We start from the raw sequence: 20,723 nt of genomic DNA on the forward strand, positions 1-20,723 counted from the left end.
TGAGGAGAAATATGAGGAACACGGACAAAGCCAATCAAAGCGTGCCACAAAAGGTCACATCCGAAGAAAAGGCGGAGTTGAATCCAGATCTATTTTTGCCGTGGTGGCAACAATGGCGAAATACCGCCCGGGACTTGCCCCAATATCTTTATCGCCTCTACCTGGTTTCACGGGATTCACGCACGCCAAAACTGGCCAAACTCATTTGTCTGCTGGTTGTAGCCTACGCCCTGAGTCCCATCGATTTGATTCCCGATTTCATTCCCTTGATTGGCCATCTCGATGACTTGATTCTGGTACCACTGGCCATCTGGCTGGTCAGAAAAATGATTCCGGATGAAGTCTGGTCCGACTACGCCGACAGACGCACCCGGGTGCTCCCCCACCTGAAAAAACTGGCCTACGGGTTCGCACTCCTGATGCTGTTGTTCTGGGCTGCAATCTGCTACTGGCTGGTGGTAACTCTATTTCTGTAATCTGAATCAGGTCGACAGACCTTAGAGTCTATCGTTCCTGTATTCAAGTGCTAACAACCTTGTTACTATTAACCTGGATTTCATTAGGATAATTGAACCTCGCCGAATTGCTTAATCGCGAGGAAATAAGACAGAGGGAAAAATGTCAAATCCAAACTTCAATTTACTTTGGGCTCAGTTCCCAGACCATATTCAATACCCAACTCTTAAAGACCTCTTTACTCATATTGGAGGTACTTTAGCAAGAAATATCAACGTGCCAGGTTTTGGCCCTAACGGTAACACCTGTGCTGTCCGTATTTCACGTGCCTTGAACTATAGTAATGCACCAATTTCCAAGAAAACAGTGAACTCGTTAAAACTCAACTCCATCACTGGAGCCGATGGAAAACACTACATATTCAGGGTAAGAGAAATTCGGCTTTACCTTGAACACACCCTTATAGCTCGTCCTATTAAGGTAACCAGAAATTTTGACAAAGCTTTTTTAGGGACGAAAGGGATTGTTGCGTTCAGCGTTAACGGATGGAGTGATGCCAGTGGGCATGTTGCACTGTGGGACGGCACAACATTTAAAGAACCAAAATTTGATGATTTTCGTGACCTCAAAGATGATCCCGCAACGTTATTTCGTGAACCAAATACAGAAGGCATGACATTATGGCCTTTATGAAACCTTCACTAATATCAGCATTACTTGCGCTGTTGATGGCGAATGTTGGTTGTAGTCACTTGATAAAAGAGCCAATTGACGAAGCCAACTCTAATTTGATCATGGGTCAAAATTACGTTCTGGCTGCCTGTATAATGGATCGATACGAAGGAAAAGAAATCGCTTACGAGGCAGAGATATGGGCACAAGGAATAGTTGAAATGAGCAACATTCAATTTACGGCTTACCCAGACTTGGCGAATATTGTGAGTAACTATGCCGTTGAACCTCAACTTTCACGCCACGGAAACCCCATGTTAATGAAAAACTGCATTTCACTCTACAACGACAAAGATGTAGTTCAACAAGTTTATAACATCATCAACAGGAAAGATTAATTTGAACTTTGGCTGCTCACTCTAAGAGCAGCCTCTTTCGATAAACCCAAGATTTCCAAACAAACCACTTGCTTTCAGTTCTATAAGTTAAGCAAGCTTCTCTACAATTAGACTCAACTGTCTAAAGCCGATCAAAGATGGCTAGGTGATACCAGCTCACCTATGATCAGATATTTTACGATGTTTTAAATCATAGAATCGCATTTAAGATATTAGATAACCACCATCAACATTAAGGCAGGTTCCGGTTGTGTAGCTGGATGCCCGGGACACCAGATACAAAACCGCGCCGGCCATTTCCGAGGGTTCGGCCACCCGGTTTAAGGGTACATGCTGCAGTAACTGTTTCTTGATCGCATCATTGTTTACCAGGGTCGCGGCAAACTTGGTATCGGTCGCCCCAGGTAACAGGGCATTGACGCGAATATTAAGCCCCGCACATTCTTTAGCAAACGCTTTTGTCATCGAAATCACTGCAGCTTTGGTGATGGAGTAAATCCCCTGAAACGGCCCGGGAATCACACCGTTTACCGAGGCCACATTCACGATGGCTCCGCCACCACCAGCGCGCATGAGCTTTGCCCCCTCGGTAGACATGAAAAAATAACCCCGAATATTCACATCCACTGTTTTCTGAAAAGCGCCAATATCCGTGTCCAGTATGTGCCCGAAGTAAGGATTGGTCGCGGCATTGTTAACCAGAATATCCAGCTTGCCGTGCTGATCTTTGATCTGTTCAAACAAAGTGTTAATTTGATCCATATCGCCAATGTGACACGGTATCGCCTCTGCACTGCCGCCCTCGGCCTTGATTTTTTCCACCACTGCAGCACAGCCTTCCATTTTGCGGCTGGATACAATCACATGGGCACCATGACTAGCCAGAAGTTGCGCGATACTTTCACCGATTCCCCGACTTGCTCCGGTGACCAACGCAATGTTGCCGGTCAGATCAAATAGTGAGACATTGGAGGGCGCTGCGGAATTGTTTGGGTCTGACATAAAAATCTCCTGTGCGAAAAATCGGCGTTACCGATAGGTCAACATAGACGGTATGGTTCCGTCCAGGTGACTGAAACTGTTAAAGTAGGACAAGCTGGTTTTCCGGGTCGACTCGGGGTCAGAGGAAAACACCAAGCGACTGATGCTGGCATTGGCGATAACATTATTCATGGCAAAGCTGGCGTTGGGCGTCATTTGCAAGACATGGGCACAGATCAACGCAATGGGCCCACCCGATGTAAATATTAAAATATCCTGGCTACGCTCGGCTGTGCTCAGCACCTGGTTAAGAGAGGCAATAACCCGGGCCTGGAATTGTGGCCACGATTCCTGGTATTCACCATCAAAATCGCCACAGGCCCACCGTGCTATGGCCGTTTCAAATTCATGTTGAAAGACTTTTCGTGGCACTTTTGATTTTGCCAGATCTTGTGCCATCACACGTTGATCCGCCCACTCGGGCCGATGCCGAACCATGACCTCGACATGATCAAATTCATTAAAACCTGCATCAATTTCAAGCTCGGGGAGTGGCGTGGATGATTCTTGAATTGAAGTGTCTCTGGTGCAATCACTATAGCCATTGAGAAACCCGGTGTAGGTTTCCTTATGGCGGGTCATCGCACCGCTGATGAGCCGGGTTGGCGTAATACGGGCTCGAAGATGCTCGCCCAGTAGCCTTGATTGCTGATGCCCTTTTTCAGAGAGCGCATCATAGTCGGCCTTGCCAAATGAGGCCTGACCATGCCGGATTAAATATACGGAGCCCATATTCTTCCTCCAGACAACTACAATGAGCTCTGCTCAATCATGCGCAAGCAGCGCTGCTCCATATACTTCGCCGCAAAGCCAAATCCGGAAAAACGCTTGTCCTTCGTCTGGCCATGAAAGTACCGATAGTATATTTGCTGAATGATCACGGCTAAGCGAAACAAACCGTATATCTCATAGAAATCAAATGACTTGACCTGATAGCCCGTTTTTGACAGGTAATAATCGACCACTTGCTGCCGGGTCATCATGCCTTTTTCATGGGTCGGTTGGCGACGCATCATTTGAAACTGGGGATCATCATCAGTTTGAACCCAGTACGCTAATGAATTACCAAGATCCATAAGTGGATCACCAAGCGTCGCCATTTCCCAATCCAATACACCGATTACGTGCTGGGGATCGTCAACGGCCAAAACCACATTATCAAAACGGAAATCGTTGTGAATAACGCAAGTCGCCACATCCTCGGGCATTTTATCTTCAAGCCACTGCATAACCACTTCAAAGTCACTTGCATCTTCGGTCATGGCTTTCCGGTACCGGTCTGACCACCCCAGAATCTGACGCGCTACGTAGCCACTCCCCTTCCCGATTCCGGCAAGGTCTGCTGCTTGATAATCCACTCCATGCAGTTCAATTAATTTATCAACCACATTCGTACACAGCTGTCTGACGCCCTCAACACTCAAGCCCATTTGCGCGTCCAGATTCTGTCGGGGAATAATTCCAACCAGGCGCTCCATGACATAAAAGTCACAGTCCATGACCTCCGTTTGTTCAGCAATCAATACAACTTCAGGTACATAGGGGTAAACCGGTTTCAGCGCACTCATAATCCGGGCTTCCCGAACCATATCATGGGCTGATTTCGCTTTTTTACCGAACGGTGGGCGGCGCAGGATCAAATCCCGCTCGGGGTAACTGATTAAATAAGTCAAATTGGAAGCGCCCCCCGGAAACTGTTTTATCTCCGGCGTACCACTCAGCCCGCTCAAGTGGGGCTTTAAATAACGATCGACGCGCTCAACATCGAGTTCCTCGCCATCCCGAATATTCTTTGCTTGATCAACTAAAGACATCAGAAATCTCTCCACAATCTCATGCTTTTTTCTTCGCCAGGAATTTTTTGGTCTGATACGCCATGACAAAGCTGAATACATCCGGCATGACCCGTTTGAGCTGCCACATCCGTTTTTCAGGTTTGTGTGTCACCACCCAAAACTGTTTTTTACGGACGGCATCAAATATCGCATCCGCAACATTTTCTGCCGTTACTCCGGAACGTTTCATGAGCTTGTTTACGGCGGACTGGACCCCCCCCTGGTGAGACCGGAGGGATTCCGTCAGGTTCGTCGGAAAAAATGCGGGGCAGACCACGCTGGTATGAATACCGTCATCACTCAACTCGACTCTTAGCGTTTCCGACAACGAAATCACGCCCGCTTTCGCGACATTGTATCCCGCCATTTTCGGGGCATTCATGAGACCGGCAGCAGAGGCAATATTGACAAAGTAACCGTCTCCCTGAGCTTTGAATACCGGTGTGAAGACACGACAACCGCGGACAACCCCCATCAGGTTAATATCGACAACCCAATCCCAATCGGCCAGTGAAACCTCTTCGATGCCGCCTGCGGTTCCGCCAACACCCGCATTGTTGACAACAATATCGACCCCGCGCCAACGCTTCATCAGCTCGTCTTTTACTGCCAGAATACTGTTCTCATCCCGCACATCACACAGCTGAAAAAATGAATCTGGCTGCAATGCTTTCAGCTCTGCTTCGGCCTCAGCTCCCCGCTCCAGATTTACATCGCCAATACACACCTGATGTCCCTCACGTGCGTAACGCATCGCGATTGCTTTCCCTAAACCACTGGCTCCGCCGGTTATAAACACTCGTTTTAGCATTATTTTTCCTACCTGGTAATGTTGACTGTCCTGCCTGATTCTCGTCCTGCCTTTTTATTCGACCGTGTAAGACAATTCGTTCTATTTGCTTTTGGTTTTGTACTTCGCCAATTCAAATTTGGATATCAGACCCCGATGAACTTCATCCGGGCCGTCCGCTAAACGCAAACATCGGGCGTAAGCGTAAATCTGGGTCAGAGGAAAGTCATCAGACATCCCCGCACCACCGTGCATTTGAATCGCTTGATCTGTAATGGTCTGCAGGACATTGGGGGCAACGACCTTGATTTGTGAAACTTCACTCATGGCTGCCATAACACCCTTGGTATCAAGCATCCACGCCGCTTTGAGCGTTAATAATCGAGCTTGTTCGATTGCCATTCGGGCATTGGCGACAATATCGCGATTTCCGCCCAGATTAATAATCGGCTTGCCGAATGCTTCGCGACTCATGGCACGCTCAATCATTAACTTCAAAACACGCTCGGAAGCGCCAATTGCGCGCATACAATGATGAATCCGGCCCGGCCCCAAGCGACCTTGAGCAATTTCAAACCCCCGTCCCACACCTTTGATTACAGCGGAAACGGGCAACCTGACATTGGTAAAACTGACTTCGCCATGGCCATAAGGTTCATCCAGATCACCAAAAACAGGCAACATGCGTTCGACTTTTACGCCAGGCATATCTTTCGGTACCAACACCATGGAGTGCTGTTGATGCCGGGGGGCATCAGGATTACTCAGACCCATAAAAATAAGGACTTTGCAATCGGGATGGCCAATTCCGGTACTCCACCATTTGCGGCCATTCAAAACAATTTCATCCCCTTCAATCATTGCCGTTGCAGCCATATTGGTGGCATCAGAGGAAGCGACATCCGGCTCAGTCATGCAGAAAGCCGAACGGATTTCGCCTTCCAGTAACGGTGCCAGCCACTGCGCCTTTTGTTCCTCAGAACCAAAATGTGCCAGTACTTCCATATTTCCCGTGTCAGGGGCATTACAATTGAATATTTCCGGCGCAATGAAGCTCTTCCCGGTTTCTTCTGCGATCAACGCATACTCAGCATTGGTCAAACCGGGACCGTATTCAGGCATCGGCAAAAACATATTCCACAACCCTGCCGCCTTCGCCTTGGCCTTTAATTCTCTAATGACGGGCAAGACAACCCACGGATTTTCCTGCTGACGCAGGGTCCGGAAGTATTCATCCTCAATCGGGATAATTTCTTCCGCCATGAAGGCTTTAACACGCTTTAGATAGTCTTGAGCTTTGGCGCTGATCGAAAAATCCATGTTGAATGACCTCTGTTCAGGGTTTTATTTGATGGAGAAAAAGACTACTCTCGGACTTCACATAAAACCAATGAATAGTTTTAATTAGTCTTGATTAATTTGATTCATGATTGTAAGTACAACCGATAGCCCGAAACCCTTGAATTCTACAAAGGCTGCATATGTCTCTTCACAAGGTAGACCTGAATCTGTTTATTGTCTTCGAGGCAATTTATAACGAAGGAAATCTCACGCGGGCAGCAGATGTACTGCATTTGACACAACCCGCGGTGAGCCATGCCCTGGCACGCTTGAGGGAGCAGTTCGCAGATCCTCTGTTTGTGCGTAAAGGGTCTTTGATGGAGCCCACGGCACGGGCTCGAAGCATTGTGAACGATGTGCGCCAGTCACTACAGGTATTGCAGAACACCCTGACACCGGATTCCGATTTTGATTTTCGCGGTAGTGAGCGACAATTTACCTTCTGCCTGCGCGACGTGCTTGAAGCCACGTGTTTGCCACAATTGCTCGCCTATTTGAACCGTGAAGCACCGAACATCAGTATTATCAGTCAACGCTTGCCCAGGCGAGACCTTGAGAGCCAACTCGCATCCGGACGCCTGGATTTCGCCTTGGATGTCCTGCTCGCGGTAAGTGACGATATCCATCATGAACTGATGTCCCAAGATAATCTGGTTGTCATTGCCCGCAACAATCACCCTGCACTACATGCAGGGCTCGATATCTATGGTTATCTGAGCCAACAACACATTCTGGTATCTTCGCGCTCGGAAGGCCCGGGTGTTGAAGATTTCGAACTCAGCCGACATGGCTTACAGCGTCAGATAAGTCTGCGCTGCCAACACTACTATGCGGCATTCAGAGTGGTGCAACAAAGCGATTTACTGCTCACCATGCCGCAAACCTACGCCAGAATTCTCAATGCCTCCGGTGAGAATACAATTTATCCTATGCCGGTAGAGATTCCGCCCATTGATGTACATCTGTACTGGCATAAAAATGTCGAAAAGGATGCAGGCAACCGCTGGCTGCGGGAAAAAATACTCGAGTTGGGTGTCTCGACACTAATTTGATGCTCACGCCCAAATGATGAGAGCTGGATCACGAAACTGGATAGAAATGGTGAAAAAAGCCCCAATATGAATCACTCGGGTTTGCCAAACCGGAACAACAGGCGCAAACTAGCTGGCCATTATTCGAGCCCTCTTCACGCTCAATACTTACAAAAACAATATCAATATAGTGAAGAATCAGGTATCAGAACTATGGATAGCAAGCTAGTTGAACCCAAATACCGGGACCAGATCACCCGACAGCTCGGGGATGATCTGTCACGTCGCTCACTGATCGGCACCATAGTTTATCTCCTTATCTGGGCCGCTTTAATGCTGCCATCCATGTCGGAACTCACCAACCGGGGCCATAACACGGCCTTGCTGATTTGTACCGCTGCCGTACTTACCGTTTCGGTACTTCGCCTAGCACTCGTTCTCTTTTATCGGGAGAAAGCCAAAAAGCTCAATACGCCATCACTCTGGCCGCTGCAACTCGGGGTTTTCACATCCGGCGCAGTCTGGGGGCTGATTTGTTATTATCTGATCAGTACGCCCGCCTTTGCCGATTGCACGATGTCACTCTTTGTTGCAACTGCAGGGCTTTGCGCCGGAGGGATTACGTCTCTCGCGCCTTCCAAAGAATCTGTCAGCATTTACCTGTTTACACTGGTGACACCACTTGCAGCAGGACTGCTCGTCGCGGATGTGCCCCGTGCCACATCCATCGCCTGGCTTTTCAGTATTTATGTGTGTGGCCTTTACGCCATATCGGGTTTACACCGACGGGAGTACTTTAGTGCGCTCAATACCAAAATGAAGCTGGTTGAACAAACTGAACGACTTAGCCAGTTGAACACAATTGACCCGCTAACCGGTTTGAAAAACAGACGCTTTTTCGAGACTCAACTAAGTTACGAGTTCAAACGAGCAGTTCGAGAAGAATCATCGATCGCAATCATTCTTCTCGATTTGGATTACTTTAAAGCGATAAACGATCAGTTCGGGCACCTGATCGGTGATGAATGTCTGAAAGAAATGGCGCGCACTATCAGCTGTCAGCTAAACCGTTCTCTGGATATTGTGGCCCGATACGGCGGAGAAGAGTTTGCGGTCATTCTACCCAACACCGCCCAACAAGATGCATATTTACTCGCCGACAAGCTTCGCCAGAAAATTGAGCATATGTCCATTAAGGTCCATGCCAAAACAGTACAATTCACCGCGAGTTTCGGACTCTCTACGATTATTCCGACTATTAACGACAGTGAAATTGAGCTCTTGTCACAGGCAGATATTGCACTGTATGCAGCCAAAAACAACGGGCGTAATCGTGTTGAAATTTTCGATCCGGATTCATCCGCTTCTTTTGACCTTGTCTGTCAGGGGGCCGTTTAAGCGAGGTCTGAACTACCGGGATTATCCACTTCCAATTGTTGTACTGCGATAACAGCCTGAGTCCGGTTACGCACGCCCAGTTTTCGGAACAAAGCGGTAATATGCGCTTTTACTGTGGCTTCGGACACATCCAGATCATAAGCAATCTGTTTGTTTAACATACCTTCAGTGAGCATACCGAGGACTCTAAACTGCTGAGGCGTCAGAGTCGCGAGCTTTTCCGAGAAATCGGTTGGTGCACTTTCCATTTGCGCGACTTTCGATTTAACGTCATCCGGTAACCAGATTTCCCCGTTTAGCACCACTTGAATCGCCGAGGTTATCGCAGGCAAGGAGGATGATTTGGGAATAAAACCCGATGCACCGTAATCCAGCGCTTTGCGAATCACAGGCAACTCCTCACTCCCGGAAACCATAACCACCGGTAAGCCTGGATATTGACCACGCATAAATGCCAACCCGGAGAAGCCGTGGGCTCCCGGCATCTTCAAATCCAACAGCACCAAATCCAGGTCACTGTTACTTTCTACGGCATCCTGCAGGGCTGCTATTGTATCCACCTCATGAATGGCAACGTCTTCAACGGCCTGATTAACTGCCTGACGCAGCGCGGCACGAAACAACGGGTGGTCATCTGCAATGATAATTTGATATGCCATTCGAACTACGAACTCCTGTTCAATTGCTGAAACAAGAAGCCGCGGTAAATCACGCGGCTTCTGATCAGCATAGAAGGCGATCCATTACTTGTCAGGACTAACTCACTCGATTTTCGATCAAGTCATCCACAACAGTTGGATCTGCCAGGGTTGATGTATCTCCAAGACTGGAGAAGTCATTTGCTGCAATCTTGCGCAGAATCCGGCGCATAATTTTGCCCGACCGGGTTTTAGGCAAACCGGATGCCCACTGGATCAGATCCGGAGATGCGACCGGCCCGATTTCCTGCCGAACCCATGCCACCAGTTCAGATTTGAGCTCGTCGGTTGGGTGGGCGTCATGGGTCAGGGTGATATACACATAGATTCCCTCGCCTTTGATATTGTGTGGATAACCCACCACAGCGGCTTCCGCGACTTTAGGATGGGCAACCAAGGCACTTTCTATTTCTGCGGTACCCAATCGGTGTCCGGACACGTTTAAAACATCATCCACGCGACCCGTGATCCAGTAGTAACCGTCTTCATCTCGCTTCGCGCCATCACCCGTAAAATACATACCTTTATAGGTGCTGAAATAGGTTTGGACAAAGCGCTCATGATCACCAAAAACGGTTCTCATTTGCCCCGGCCAACTGTCCAGAATAACCAGGTTACCAGAAGTTGCCCCTTCCAGAATATTTCCTTCAGGATCAACCAAAGCAGGTTGCACACCGAAAAATGGCCGTGTCGCAGACCCAGGCTTCATATCGGTAGCACCAGGTAAAGGTGTAATCAACACTCCCCCTGTTTCCGTTTGCCACCAGGTATCAACAATCGCACAACGACTGTCTCCCATAACGCGGTGATACCACTCCCAGGCTTCTGGATTGATCGGCTCCCCGACACTGCCCAGCAAGCGCAGGCTGGTTCGCTTGCTTTGCTTAACAAACTCATCGCCTTCTGCCATGAGGGCCCGGATGGCAGTAGGTGCAGTGTAGAGCACGTTAACGTTATGTTTATCGACGACCTTGCCAAATCGAGAGCTATCCGGATAGTTGGGCACCCCTTCGAACAACACCGTGGTTGCACCGTTCGCGAGCGGTCCGTAGAGAATGTAGGAATGACCTGTAACCCAACCAAAATCTGCAGTACACCAATAAACATCACCGTCTCGATAGTCAAATACATATTGGTGTGTCATGGAAGCATAAACCAGATATCCACCCGTTGTATGCAATACTCCTTTGGGTGCCCCGGTAGAGCCTGAGGTATACAGTATGAATAAAGGGTCTTCCGCACTCATTTCTTCGGGGGGACAATCTGCAGATACCGCTGCCACCTGATCATGCCACCAAAGATCCCGACCTTCGTGCCAGTCGACATCACCGCCGGTTCGCTGCAATACAATAACGTTGTCGACGTGTTTTGCACCATCTTTCGTTAAGGCTCGATCTACATTACGTTTCAAAGGAATACTTCGGCCGCCTCGTACCCCCTCATCCGCAGTAATTACAATTGACGATTTACCGTTTTCAATGCGCCCTGCCAGTGCTTCTGGAGAAAAACCACCAAAAACCACCGAGTGTACAGCCCCGATACGCGCACAGGCCAGCATCGCGATCGCAGTTTCGGGCACCATGGGCATGTAAATGGTAACAACATCGCCTTTCTTGACACCGTTTGCTTTCAGCACGTTGGCAAATTTGCAGGTATCTTCGTAGAGCTCACGATAAGTAATATTTCGGGAAACTTCCGGATCATCCCCTTCATAAATGATCGCAGTCTGGTCACCCCGTTCAGCCAGGTGGCGATCCAGGCAATTTGCAGATGCATTCAGTGTACCGTCTTCGAACCACTTGATTGAAACATTGTGGTGATCATAAGAGGTGTTTTTGACTTGGGTATAAGGTTTGATCCAGTCGATACGCTTGCCTTCCTCGCCCCAAAATGCAGCAGGATCATCGATCGACTTTTTATACAGTTGAAGATATTTTTCGTTATCCAGATAGGTGTGAGCCTTGGCGGATTCAGGCACTGGATAAGTCTTAACTTCACTCATGGTGCTTCCCCTTGTTATTTTTGCAGTATTGTGTTTATTTTTCCTACTAGTTCTACTCTGATGGTGTCATCCAGAAAATTAGACCATTGTCTAGAACATAGACCTCAAGCAGCATTTACACCATACCGCGCTATAAATCCGCTAATATCCATCGTTATAAAACTGCAGAAAAAGCAACAAACCACCGCATTCCATTAATAAATTAGAACAATAGTATCAAGATCTTATATCACAAAAATGTTTATATACAGAAAAACATATGTTTTTTGACAGTTAGAATAGAAGAAACGCGCGGGTTTTCTGGGTGATAGACTAAAGTCTCAAGAACGGAAACACCTTTCAGTGGGATATGGAACACTAGAACACGAGGAAGGTTGAGAAGTAAGAAACCATGGCGCTTGAGTTCCATGCGCCATGGCCAATACCATTTAAGCCGCCTTTGTAGTACGCGCAGCATCTTTGGATTTAAGGGTGTATAACTTACGCTCAGTCAGTGCATACGTGTGCAAGCCTGGAATATGAATATGCCGAACATAATCATTCCAATCGATCAAGCCTGCATCGACGGGGAATGTGGCTTGGTCTTCCGGCCCCATACGTTCGGCCAAATCCAGCAGCTTGTCATTATGGAATACATAATTTGGCGCGGTATAAAACGAAAAAACAGTGGACAATTTTATGCCCGTATCCAAGTTATCCAACAATTTTGAGCTGTGAATTTTACCATCCCGGTTTTGCCACTTGAGTTTCGCCTGCAACGCCAGCTTCGCGGCCTGCATTGTTGCCACAAAAGCCGTTCTATTCACAAAAATAAACGGTGAGCGTGGTCTACGAGAGAACAATTTCGGAAACCGCTTGTGATTAGTCTGGGCAACAAACTGCACCGAATCCCGAAACTCTCCCAGCGTAACCGGATTACTGCCACTGCTGCAAACTTGATAAATTTTATGTCGATTGGGGATGTAAAAAAGTTCTGCTGCCGCCAAAATAATGCCATTGGCAACCAGATCGGCAGGAATAATATCAATTTTTCCGTCTTTTTTACCGGGGAAGAATGCCACTTTCTCTTTCGCGTATGCCAGGATAATTGCATCGGCAACTTTAACACCTTCGATCCAACCTGGAACCGGAGACAGCAGTGTGCTTTCAACGATAGCGGGACGGACAATCGTGAGGGAGCGCCCATAAAGCTCTTTGAACAAAATTTGCTCACCCATCCATTTCGTGAAAGTATAGGTATCATTCCAGCCATAATCGTTGGCTTCCTTGATACCCAAATCAACCAGTTTCTCTTTTAATTCTGCTCCCGTGTACTTGGCTTTAACGCTCGCAATTTTATCCTGTAATGCGCTGATCAGAGGCTCGACCTCGAAATAACCCCGACTGTTTTGCTTGATGTTGCGGCCTGCCGGCGCTACATTTTCCTCGTGCATATCCCCTTTGTTGAATCCGTTCACATAACAGGTCGATACTTGTAAAACCGGAATTTCACCGTTTACCCGACTAAACTCGATAATATTCTTCAACGAGAGCGTGTTGATCTTGAGCGCGACATCCAACTCTTCCCGGAAGTTTACGCTCGCCGCAGAATTGATGATCAGATCGACCTCAGAAGCCAAGGCCTCAAAATCCGCGCGGGCCATACCAAAGTTGGGCTCGGTTATTTCCCCCGTAACGCATTTGATTTTAGCCTTGCAAAAGCCATCAAAAGCGTCCTGATTTTCAAGCTTGAGCGAATCGAAGATCGAGGCGCAGGCGATTTCGTGCAAAAATCGATTGCCGGCATCCGGGAATTTCTTATTACCCCGGATCAGTAAATAAATCCCGCCGATATCGGGGATTTCCCGAATCAGCTTTTCCAACAACACTTTACCTACGAAACCGGTGGTTCCGGTAACTAACACATTTTTACCCTGGAGCTGAGCCCGGGTGATTGATTGATTCTCTGAACTCATAGTTTTCTAGCCTGCCCTATTGTTTAAATCCTTCTACTTGCCCGTTTTGATTTCATTATGCGGACAATTAACTCCATGATCCCAATGAATGCCGTTAACACGACATGTTCTCCGCACCTTGCAAGGCGGAATACTTGGCTTTGAGTGATATCGATTCATCACTTTTTAATCGTTTTTGTGCTTTATCTTTTTTTAATTATTTATCGTTACTTTACATTTCGTAACAGCGACATTCTCGAACTGGCACGCATTTCTATTCCATGATGATCAACTTTACGCCAATTTTGTGATGCACACCGCTCTTTTTTGACTATTTCACGCCACTAAAAACTGGAGTAATTACTCAGTTTTAACGTATCATGAAAAGACCTTGAAGCTCACACTAATTTGGCTCTAAACCAATCCCGAGTCAAAGCGAAAACTTCCTGCTTGTTGTAGTCCATGTGGCCAACGTGCCCACTATTTGGCAATAGGTGCAAACTCTTTTCGCAGTTCAGGTTCGCGAATAACATTTTCCCGGACTGGGGTTTGTCAATTTTGTCTTCTTCACCGTGAATTACGCACACCGGTGCACGAATACTTTTCACATCTTCCAGGATGTTAACAACGATGCTCTCCAATGCCCCCGGCAATGGATAAGCTGAATAACCTTCTTTCAGGTACGAACTTGAAAAAAAGAACCCGTTCACTTCCGGATCCACCGCTACCGGCTGGGAAATCGCGACACGATAAAGCGGTATTCGGAGATCCTTGCCCAGCCATCTCTGCGTTTTACTTCCGACCCACGACAACAGGTTAAATGCCAGGGTTTCCAGCTGATTCACTACGGGCCGAACGGTCGCATCCAATGTAACAACCGCGCCTACTTTCTGTTGCAGATCCATGGCAGCCGCTTTTAATACTGCAGTTCCGCCTGAAGAAAACCCGAACAGTCCGATTTTTGCTGCATCAACCTCGGGTCGATTTGTCAGGAATGTAATCGCGGCATCAATATCAGGAACCCATTCCGACATTCTTACGTGGTAACGACGCCCAGCGCTTTCACCATGGCCATGCATATCAAGTGCCAGCACAACAAATCCTGATTCACACAGGTATTGCGCAAATTCGAAGAAGTTTTCCTTACGATCAATTGCACCATGAGCGACGATTACAGCCGAAAACGCACAATTTTGACGCTCACTCGGTGTGAATAACAATCCTTGCAACTGGTCTCCCAGGCTATCGAAAGCAACTTTTTCCTGTCTCATTTGTTATCCTGCTGTTTTACTTGAAACGTCAACAGATGTATGGACTCCCTCCCAGCAATGGGATTAAGGTTATAAGCGCCTAAACCAAAACCCAGGAGCCCATACAATGAAGAAGCTTAACGTGATTGCCATAGATTTAGCAAAAAATGTTTTTCAGGTTTGTAAAACCGATTATTTGGGTACGGTGTTTTTTAACAAAACAATGAGCCGCAATGCGTTAAAAGAGCTTTTAGTGAAAGAAAAAGTGTCGGTTGTAGCCATGGAGTCTTGTTCTGGTGCTCATTACTTTGCGCGGCATGCTAAAGAAAACGGACATACAGTGAAATCTATTTCAGCCCGCAGTGTGAAGGCCTTTCGCCAAGGGCAGAAAACCGATGCCAATGATGCACTGGCAATCGCAGTGGCAGCAAGGCAGCCTCACATAAAGTTAAGCCGTGTAATTACATTAGAAGAGCAATGTCTCCAAAGCATGGAATGCATGAGAGACTTGTTGGTCAAACAAAAGGTTAGTCTGAGCAACCAGCTCCGCAGCATTCTGCTTGACCTTGGTTATGCTATCCCTCAAGGAGATAGTCAGTTAAAGCAGTCAATACCCGGAATCCTGGAAGATGCAGAAAATGATTTATCAATACCATTTCGTTCTGTTTTATCCTGTTTGTGGCAGCGTTTCTTGAAAACGATTGAAGAGATTGCGGACGTGGAAAAAACCCTGTTTCGTGAAGTTAGGCAAGACGAGACTTGTCAACGCTTACAAGCCTTGGAAGGTGTGGGGCCGGTAGGAGCTATCGCTTTGAGGATAGTTTTGAGTAATCCGGAGCATTTTAAAAATGGACGAGAGGCATCAGCTTGTGTTGGCGTCACACCTGTTCAGCATAGTAGCGGCGGCAAAGAAAAGATTGGGTCGATATCGAGATTATCTGGGCATAACAAATTACGTAGTCACTTATTTAAAGGGGCACTGGCGGTGATAAGAAGTCTTGAGAAACGTCCCTGTAGAACACCAAAAGAGGTATGGCTAAAAGACTTGGTCGCGAGACGAGGTAAAAAAGTTGCAGCGATTGCTTTGGCGAACAAAAACGTACGGACAGCTTATGCGTTAATAAAGCAAAACAAAGAGTATAAGCCGCAATTATTAATAGCGGCATAAGTCTTGTCAAAGAGAGCGAAAATATAAACAGGTAAGACCGACCTTCCAGAGACTGATAGGGTCTGAAGTGTTCAACACTGCGCAACAGAATAGTCAGGAAGGTGCGAAAACATCAGTGGCCAGAGGTAGCACCTCAATTAGAGCCCGTATATAAGAGCGCATCCTGCATGTTTATAGAGTTCTCATTGACAATAAACGGGAGTCCATATAAGACCCTAGTCTACACCAAAGACAGCGCAGCAAAAGGCAATTCAAATGAGAACTAGATAATTATTTTTGATGGTCAACCAAGGCAGCATATTTGAGAGATTCCAGCCAGGGATTACTGGATTTCGCCTGACCTTCATAATGTGACGACACATTCATATTTTCAGAAGCGATGGTCTCTGTAGCCGGTCTCTCAGTACACATGCTCTCCACACCGGGACGGGCATCACTGAAGTTTGTTGATGCGGGATTTGTGACTCCTGATGCCACTTGATGGGATATAGAGTGATTCAGCAATCCATGAATTTCACTGAGCAACTGGTGTTGTTGGTCTGGACTGACGGTATCAACTCGTACCATACGCAATAACGCCAATGCCAGGTCAACATAAATTCCGCGCTCAGTCTCCCCCAACTTCTGCAACATGTTGAGGACAAACTCACCAACCTGCTGCGGTGGCACTTGCCCTTCTTTAATCAATTCGCAAGCGCGAACCTGGAGCATTGTCCACTCATTTTCGCGTTCAACGATTAAATCTACGCCGCGCTTTGACGCCTGAGAGCTATGGTTTGATTGCGGTGTCGAAATGCGATGACGGGGATCAGGCTCGCCATTGTTCGGAGAAACCTCACCTGTTTCGGAGCGGGGAGTAACCGGGACTTGAGCATTTGCAACACTCCTTGCGGCATTATCCATTACTCTCGACCAATATCGGGCAAACGAGCGCTTCACCAAACCAGGGCGAGCGAAAAATGTCTCCAATGTGCTCGCCAGACGATAAAAGCTTCGGGCACTGGGATCTGATTCCGGCAACAACGCAACGGGTCGCTGTAGTTCAAGGCCCGTTCGAATGCTTTCATCGCGCCATATGGAGCCCATATAGGCCACGTCCACCGCGATATACTTTTTTACTGCAAACTGGAATCGACGAAACACCTCTTTCGCCTTGCTCAGACCTGACACCATATTGACCACGACATAAATCTGGCGCTTATAGCCCCCCCGCTTCAATACTTTAATGAGTGAAAATGCATCCGTGAGTGACGTAGGTTCCGGCGTTATCACGACCACCGCAATTTGAGTCGCAGCAACAAAATGCAATACATCTTTCGCGATCCCCGCGGCAGTATCAACCAGAATATAATCGTAACGGGGTTCAAGCTCGGCCAACGCGATTTTCAGATGGCGCTGTTTCCCGGCATCCATCTCAAGGCAGGATAAAACGCCGGAGGCGCCAGGCACAATATCGATACCTCCCGGCCCTTGAACCATAATTTCAGATATCGATTTCTGCCCCAGAAACAGGTGCTCCAAGGTATATTCCGGGGTGATCCCCAGTAATATGTTGACATTGGCCAAACCTGTATCGGCATCAAAAATGCATACTTTCTTTCCGCTTCGCGCCAGTGCGATTGCGGTATTAACAGTAATACTGGTTTTGCCAACCCCCCCTTTACCACTGGTAAACGAAACAGTGGCGGGAAAATCTACAGAATCGGAAAGCTGAATACCGTGTTTAAGTACTTCTGACGTCATAAGCGTTATGTTGTTCCCTTCTTACTCAGTGGAACTGAGTGCAGGTTGGCTCGACACAAAATAGGTTAAGGCAGAACGGACAGTAGCATGAACCAGAATGCCCCAACAGAGAACTGTTTAACTTTAAAACACCAGCTATTATTAGATATAGCGCTTACAGTAGAGGTGGTGTGCACAATAACGTGGAAACAGAGCTCATTGAGTGGCTAAGGGAATTATTGTAACGGATGAGAACTGTGACACAATCAAAAAAATGAACATTTTTTCATTTTTATATTTGAAAATACGGATCTGTTCTGCAAAAGTTACAGCTAGTTCTCAAAAACTACTTAAATAAACCGTAACAAACCTTTAATTTTTAACAATTATTATCTACCATCTGGACACTAGTTTTACTAATTTGCACGGATCGCTGTAATCAATTGCGCAGATCGAGTGATGCACAAAAAAGCAGGAAAAACCGAACGATTCAGAAGACTTAAGCTCGTTAGACAGTCTGAATTGATTTGCCTGAAAGATCGTTTAAAGGCAAAGGCCACTGCTTCAGCATTGTAGCTCAAAAAAAAATTAAATAACGTTAAGTTGAACATCGAATTACAACAATAACAGGGCCATTAACCGATTAATAATGCCCAAATTACGTTCAACTCTCGAAGCGCAGCTAACTTAACACACCGTGTAGAATTTTATGAAAAGGCACTCACATACTGATCATGGAGACTTACAGGTAGGTAAGCTACCCAGCCTCCCCCATGTTTTGGTGGAGTTACTGCACTGCTGCCAGCAGGACTCAGCAACTTTTCAGAGCATTGCCGACATAATCAGTAAAGATGTCGCCATTACGGCACGGGTTATTTCAATGGCCAATTCGCCATTTTATTACCGCGGGCAAACGATCAACTCAATCGAAAAGGCGCTCTTCCTACTGGGTCTGGATACGGTAAAAACCATTGTCATTACTGCATCCGTGCAACAGTTTTTTTCCAGTTTCAACACGACACGCATCCAATACCTCAAGCAATTCTGGGCCAAATCCCTGTTTTGCGCACTCATGGCAAGAACGCTGGCCAAACTAACCGCGTATGCCCAACCAGAAGAAGCCTATCTGACAGGCTTGTTGCTCAACTTGGGCGAACTGGTACTGGGCAGTAATTATGCTGATCAATACCGGCAGGTTCAGGATCTCATAGCAGACAATCCGCGAGACAAACAAATCGAGCTGGAGAATGAACTGTTTATGACCAACCATTGTGAAGTTGGAGCTTGGCTATCCCAGGAGTGGGGATTGAGCGAGTTCACCGGTGACGCTATCCGCTACCATCATTCGCCGCTGGATACCGTTCTCGATGCCCACCCCCTGGTTAAGATTCTTTACCTTTCCAATCAATGCGCAACCCAGCTTATGTTATCGTCAGGATTTGCGGAGAATCCCCTTGACTCGTTTGGTGAAGCTGACAATGCATGCTATGAAGCTGCAGATCAGTTATTTGACTTAACCGCATCACTAACCCATGAAATTGCCCTGCAAGTCCACACCGAGGTCAGCAAAGTAGCTGAGTCTATGGGCATTAGCCTGGAGGACAACGGCGGTCAGGATGATAGCAAACGAATTCGGCTGGCGGAGCAGGTGCGAAATATCGGCTTGATCCAGTCTACCTCACTGTATTTCCAGAATGCGCACACTGAGGCGGACTTTCTCTTGCAGCTCAAAGAAACCAGCGATCTGCTTTTCGGTTTCAAAAATGCCATGCTGTTTCAACTGGACTCCGCAGGGGCTCACTTAAGCGCAGTTAAGAGCAGCACGGATAATCAGGACATTCGTATCGTCCTTCAAGCAAATCGAAGCTTGGTCGCAACCGCAGCAATGGAACAGAAAATACTGTCTTCAGTAGACCAATCTGTCTTCTCCGGCCCGCTTCCCGTAGTAGACCAGCAGCTAATCAGACGAACGCAATCGCCTGAAATGGTGTGCGTACCGCTGCTCTTTTCGGAACAGCTTGTCGGGGTACTGGTCATGGGCCATTCGAGCTCACCCGCTGCAGGTACAGAACGCTTGTTACAACTGTTCGCGGCCCAGGTTGCGCAATATTGGCAACAAGTCAAAGTCCATGGGGAAGATTTTGAGCGCGGTACAAAAGCCCCCTCACAAGCAGAACTGTCAGAATACAAGAACCGGGTCAATGAGACGGTTCATGAAGCCAATAATCCACTCACCATTATTCGCAACTACCTTCAGGCTCTGTCCCACAAACTGGGTAACGATCATGATATCCAGAATGATCTGGACATTATTAAAGAGGAAATCGATCGCACGGGTCAGATCATCATGCGCCTCAAAGATTTGAATGAGGTGCAAAAGCACGAAGCGAAACAGGTTGATATAAACGGTGAAATTCGAAGTCTGGCTCAACTCTATGAAAGTTCTTTATTTCTGACGCGCAACATACAATGTCAGTTGAAACTGGATAATGCCATTACACCGCAACAGACTAACCGGAACTCGGTTCGTCAAATATTAACAAACCTGCTCAAAAACTCGGCCGAAGCCTTGCAAGATGGCGGCCTGGTTACAATCACGACCACGGGTCATGTGAACGTAAATGGTAAACAGTTTCTGGAAGTCTTGATTTCTGACAATGGACCCGGAATACCAGACACTATAATGAAACAAATTTTCAATCCAGTTTCGTCAACCAAGGGAAAGCATCATTCTGGCCTGGGTTTGAGTATTACCCGAAACCTGGTTACTGAACTGGATGGCAGCATACGTTGCAGAAGCACTCGTGAAGGAACCGAGTTTCAAATACTCATTCCCGACACGGCGGAAAGCTGACGCACAGAAAGCGAACCACTTGCTAAAAAGTACTTGAAAAAATCACAACAATAAAAATAAAACAGATAGGCACCGATTCAACAACAGCGACTGAACTCACAGCGACCCATTGTAGAAACCATGAAAAATCTGA

At 47.2% G+C, this 20,723-nt stretch carries 17 protein-coding genes; 7 read left to right on the top strand and 10 right to left on the bottom strand.

Features of this window, described 5'->3' with window-relative positions; all coding sequences use genetic code 11:
* Positions 1–11 precede the first annotated feature (11 nt).
* From OLMES_RS21670 to OLMES_RS21680, 3 genes are all read left to right on the top strand, one after another.
* The gene (locus OLMES_RS21670; protein ID WP_087463170.1) at positions 12–476 is read left to right on the top strand and encodes a YkvA family protein; all 465 of its coding nucleotides are present in this window, start codon (positions 12–14) and stop codon (positions 474–476) included.
* Positions 477–618: 142 nt separating this feature from the next.
* Complete coding sequence (locus OLMES_RS21675) at positions 619–1,149, top strand: T6SS effector amidase Tae4 family protein (protein WP_087463171.1); 531 nt, start codon at positions 619–621, stop codon at positions 1,147–1,149.
* Entirely contained in the window at positions 1,137–1,526 is a 390-nt protein-coding gene (locus OLMES_RS21680; RefSeq protein ID WP_087463172.1) for a hypothetical protein, read from the top strand. The genes OLMES_RS21675 and OLMES_RS21680 overlap by 13 nt, the downstream gene beginning before the upstream one ends.
* 204 nt (positions 1,527–1,730) lie before the next feature.
* Here the strand turns inward: OLMES_RS21680 and OLMES_RS21685 are convergent, their stop codons facing one another.
* The 5 genes from OLMES_RS21685 to OLMES_RS21705 all read right to left on the bottom strand — a co-directional run bounded on the left by OLMES_RS21685 (position 1,731) and on the right by OLMES_RS21705 (position 6,512).
* Entirely contained in the window at positions 1,731–2,528 is a 798-nt protein-coding gene (locus OLMES_RS21685) for an SDR family oxidoreductase (RefSeq protein ID WP_087463173.1), read from the bottom strand.
* Positions 2,529–2,555: 27 nt separating this feature from the next.
* Positions 2,556–3,299: a histidine phosphatase family protein gene (locus tag OLMES_RS21690; RefSeq protein WP_087463174.1), complete on the bottom strand. Its 744-nt coding sequence runs from the start codon at positions 3,297–3,299 to the stop codon at positions 2,556–2,558.
* A 17-nt stretch (positions 3,300–3,316) separates the two neighbouring features.
* The gene (locus OLMES_RS21695) at positions 3,317–4,381 is read right to left on the bottom strand and encodes a phosphotransferase family protein (RefSeq protein WP_087463175.1); all 1,065 of its coding nucleotides are present in this window, start codon (positions 4,379–4,381) and stop codon (positions 3,317–3,319) included.
* Between the two features lie 19 nt (positions 4,382–4,400).
* Positions 4,401–5,213: an SDR family oxidoreductase gene (locus OLMES_RS21700; protein WP_087463176.1), complete on the bottom strand. Its 813-nt coding sequence runs from the start codon at positions 5,211–5,213 to the stop codon at positions 4,401–4,403.
* 81 nt (positions 5,214–5,294) lie between these two features.
* The gene (locus tag OLMES_RS21705) at positions 5,295–6,512 is read right to left on the bottom strand and encodes an acyl-CoA dehydrogenase family protein (protein ID WP_087463177.1); all 1,218 of its coding nucleotides are present in this window, start codon (positions 6,510–6,512) and stop codon (positions 5,295–5,297) included.
* A gap of 161 nt (positions 6,513–6,673) precedes the next feature.
* Between OLMES_RS21705 and OLMES_RS21710 the strand changes: the two genes are divergently transcribed.
* Together OLMES_RS21710 and OLMES_RS21715 are read left to right on the top strand one after the other, a co-directional pair.
* Positions 6,674–7,585 (top strand): LysR family transcriptional regulator, encoded by a 912-nt coding sequence (locus OLMES_RS21710; protein WP_087463178.1) that lies wholly within the window; start codon positions 6,674–6,676, stop codon positions 7,583–7,585.
* Between the two features lie 192 nt (positions 7,586–7,777).
* Positions 7,778–8,962 (top strand): GGDEF domain-containing protein, encoded by a 1,185-nt coding sequence (locus OLMES_RS21715; protein WP_157678443.1) that lies wholly within the window; start codon positions 7,778–7,780, stop codon positions 8,960–8,962.
* On the opposite strand, the gene OLMES_RS21720 is transcribed toward OLMES_RS21715, so the two are convergent.
* From OLMES_RS21720 to OLMES_RS21735, 4 genes are all read right to left on the bottom strand, one after another.
* The gene (locus OLMES_RS21720) at positions 8,959–9,621 is read right to left on the bottom strand and encodes a response regulator transcription factor (protein ID WP_087463180.1); all 663 of its coding nucleotides are present in this window, start codon (positions 9,619–9,621) and stop codon (positions 8,959–8,961) included. The two genes, OLMES_RS21715 and OLMES_RS21720, sit on opposite strands and share 4 nt — an antisense overlap.
* Before the next feature lie 97 nt (positions 9,622–9,718).
* The gene (gene acs / locus OLMES_RS21725) at positions 9,719–11,662 is read right to left on the bottom strand and encodes an acetate--CoA ligase (RefSeq protein ID WP_087463181.1); all 1,944 of its coding nucleotides are present in this window, start codon (positions 11,660–11,662) and stop codon (positions 9,719–9,721) included.
* A gap of 428 nt (positions 11,663–12,090) precedes the next feature.
* The gene (locus tag OLMES_RS21730) at positions 12,091–13,617 is read right to left on the bottom strand and encodes a fatty acyl-CoA reductase (RefSeq protein ID WP_087463182.1); all 1,527 of its coding nucleotides are present in this window, start codon (positions 13,615–13,617) and stop codon (positions 12,091–12,093) included.
* Between the two features lie 377 nt (positions 13,618–13,994).
* Positions 13,995–14,867 (bottom strand): alpha/beta hydrolase, encoded by an 873-nt coding sequence (locus tag OLMES_RS21735; protein ID WP_087463183.1) that lies wholly within the window; start codon positions 14,865–14,867, stop codon positions 13,995–13,997.
* Between the two features lie 106 nt (positions 14,868–14,973).
* Here OLMES_RS21735 and OLMES_RS21740 point away from each other — a divergent pair, with 106 nt between their 5' ends.
* Positions 14,974–16,014, top strand: coding sequence for an IS110 family RNA-guided transposase (locus OLMES_RS21740; protein WP_087463184.1), 1,041 nt, complete (start codon positions 14,974–14,976; stop codon positions 16,012–16,014).
* 270 nt (positions 16,015–16,284) lie between these two features.
* On the opposite strand, the gene OLMES_RS21745 is transcribed toward OLMES_RS21740, so the two are convergent.
* A complete protein-coding gene (locus OLMES_RS21745; protein ID WP_087463185.1) occupies positions 16,285–17,757 on the bottom strand; it encodes a MinD/ParA family protein in 1,473 nt (490 codons plus the stop codon).
* Positions 17,758–18,445: 688 nt separating this feature from the next.
* Here OLMES_RS21745 and OLMES_RS21750 point away from each other — a divergent pair.
* On the top strand, positions 18,446–20,590 hold the full coding sequence (locus OLMES_RS21750) for an HDOD domain-containing protein (RefSeq protein ID WP_087463186.1): 2,145 nt from the start codon (positions 18,446–18,448) through the stop codon (positions 20,588–20,590).
* The last annotated feature ends 133 nt before the right edge of the window (positions 20,591–20,723 follow it).

The sequence above is a fragment of the Oleiphilus messinensis genome, from assembly GCF_002162375.1.
GTDB classification, from domain to species: Bacteria; Pseudomonadota; Gammaproteobacteria; order Pseudomonadales; family Oleiphilaceae; genus Oleiphilus; species Oleiphilus messinensis.